The sequence below is a fragment of the Micromonospora sp. genome (assembly GCF_048594385.1).
GTDB lineage: Bacteria > Actinomycetota > Actinomycetes > Mycobacteriales > Micromonosporaceae > Micromonospora > Micromonospora wenchangensis.
Genome location: NZ_JBMDWU010000487.1, coordinates 1 through 2,308 on the forward strand (window position 1 = coordinate 1; position 2,308 = coordinate 2,308).

A 2,308-nucleotide genomic window follows, 5' to 3' on the forward strand; every position below is an offset into this window, starting at 1 on the left:
GACCGCCGGTCGGGGCGCAGCCGGCGGCCGGCTGCCGGCCGCCGGGCGCGTCAGCTCTGGTGGTAGATGGTCAGGTCGGCCATGTTGGCGTAGCTGAGCCGGGCGAAGTCCAGCGACTGGCCCGGGTTGGCGGCACCGCCGGGGGCGGTGTCCATCTCCCAGTTGGCGTGGTGGAAGTCGGACTCGCCGATGGTCTGGAAGAACTGCTGGAAGTTGATGTCGCCCTCACCGAGCGGGATCATCTCGTAGCCGTTGGCCAGAGCGGAGTTGCGGTTGCCGTCCTTGGCGTGGAACAGCGGGAACCGCTTGGTGCGCCGGGCCACGTTCAGGATCGGGTCGAACAGCGAGGTCTTCTGCTGGCCGGCCGAGTTGGTGTACTTGGTGTGCTTGAACCGGGCCACGTACGCCCAGTAGATGTCGCACTCGAAGTAGACGTACTTCGGGTCGGTCTTGGCGAAGAAGTACTCCAGCCGGCGCACGCCGGAGGAGCGGGTCGGCTTTCCGTTCGCGTCCAGCGGGCCGCTGTCGAGCAGGAACGAGTAGGCCACGTCGTGGTTGTGGGTGTAGAGGCGCATCTTGCGCTCCTTGGCCTGCCGGCCCAGCTCGTTCCACAGGTCGGCGGCGGCGTCCCAGTCGGACTGGTAGGCGCTGTTGGTCGGGTCGCTGCCGGTGCCGATGTTCTTCATGCCGAGTTCCTCGGCGATGTCCAGCTGCTGCTGGAAGGTGGCCGCGTTGATCGACGTGTGGGTGCCGTTGGCGACCAGCCCGTTGTCGTCGAGGATCTTGCGGATCTCGGTCGGGGTGATCTGCCGGCCCAGGATCGAGGTGTGCTGGTTGTAGCCGGCGAACTCGATCTCCTTGTAGCCCATCTCGGCCAGGCTGGCGAGCACCCGCTCGAAGCCGTAGGGCACGCCGCTGTCGTCCGGGGCGGCGGAGATGCGGTCCCGGACGCTGTAGAGGATGATGCCCCGGTTCTGCGCCGGGATGAGCGGGTCGACCTGCCACTTGCCGTCCGCGCGGGCCGGGCCCTTGGTCTGGAGCACCGGCAGGCCGGCCGCGCCGAGCACGGCGGCGGCGCCGGCCGACGCGGCCAGCAGCTTACGGCGGGTGACCTGGGTGCGGTACTGGGGGTCGGAGGCCATGCGGCGCTGATCCTCGTTCACAAGTTCCACCTTTCGAGGGTGGCCCTGACGGGCCACTGAGACGTGCGAGTCCTGCTGGGAGAGTTCGAAGGACCTGCGCCGCCGAATACGCGTGGCCCGGTGGATGACTGCTCGATCAAGGGGGGATGTCAACCGTGTTACGTCTGTGAACCGGACACTAACGGTGGCCGACGGCTAAAGATAGACCTCGGACGGAGAAACTTTTGTTCGCGCGAACAAAAGTTCCTGATGGTCAGAACCGATGCCCGAACGGTCGCCCACCATCGGCTCACCGGTCGATCCCCCGTCCCTCACCAGCACGAACACCGACGGGGACGGGACGCGGACAGGCGGACGCGACGCGGGGGGCGCGGGGTCGACCGGAATCGAATCGACACCACGCCCGTCGCGTCGCCACCGACCGCTCCACCATCGACCGGAGCGTCGGTCCGTCGTGCGGTGCGCCCGGCCCGCTACCCGGGACCGGCCAGCACCAGTTCCCCGAGCCGCTGCTCCAGCGCCGCCGCGTCCAGCCCGCCCGGCCAGCCGCGCAGCAACGCGCCACCCTTGGCGACCAGCACCACGGCCGGTGGCTCGCGCACCGCGTACGACCGCCAGACGGTCTGCTGGTCGTCCACCACGACGGGGTACTCCACCCGGTGCGTCCGCAGGTAGTCCTGCAACTCGTCGGCCTGGTCGACGCCGGCCACCCCGACGAAGACCACCCGGTCGCGGTACCGGCGGGCCAGTTCGCTCAGCGCGTCCTGCCGGTCGGCACAGGTGGTGCACCAGGAACTGAAGAAGGTGAACACCACCGGGCGGTCGGCCCAGAGCCGGGCGGCGGTGAGCGGGGTGCCGTCGGTCAGCCCGCCGGTGAACGCCGGGGCGGCCGGTGCGCCGCCGGGCGGCGGGCGCAGCGCGAGGTCGGCGGGGACCGGTCCGGGCAACGTCGCGGCACCCCCGGCGAGCGCCGCCGGTGCGGGCGGGTCGGCCGGTCGGGCGGTGCAGCCGGCCAGCACCAGCACCGCCAGCAGCGGGGCGAGCAGCCGTCTCATGCCGGCACCACCGCGACCAGCGCCGGACCCTCACTGGTGTCCGGGGTCAGGTCGAGCGCCGGCCGGCCGGCCACCTCCAGCCGGTACCCGGCGCGCTGCGGCACCTGCACC

2 protein-coding genes are annotated in these 2,308 nt (G+C 70.8%); both read right to left on the bottom strand.

From position 1 onward, the window contains the following. Nucleotides 1–50: 50 nt before the first annotated feature. The gene (locus ACOJTC_RS26375; RefSeq protein ID WP_357935475.1) at nt 51–1,163 is read right to left on the bottom strand and encodes a sugar phosphate isomerase/epimerase family protein; all 1,113 of its coding nucleotides are present in this window, start codon (nt 1,161–1,163) and stop codon (nt 51–53) included. A gap of 452 nt (nt 1,164–1,615) precedes the next feature. Next, nucleotides 1,616–2,197 carry a TlpA family protein disulfide reductase gene (locus ACOJTC_RS26380; RefSeq protein WP_204923060.1) on the bottom strand — a complete coding sequence of 194 codons (582 nt, stop codon included), beginning with the start codon at nt 2,195–2,197 and terminating at the stop codon, nt 1,616–1,618. Nucleotides 2,198–2,308 lie beyond the last annotated feature (111 nt).

Excerpts from the sequence above, each read along its gene's own strand:
- ACOJTC_RS26380 (WP_204923060.1), bottom strand. The coding sequence starts at position 2,197 with ATGAGACGGCTGCTCGCCCCGCTGCTGGCGGTGCTGGTGCTGGCCGGC.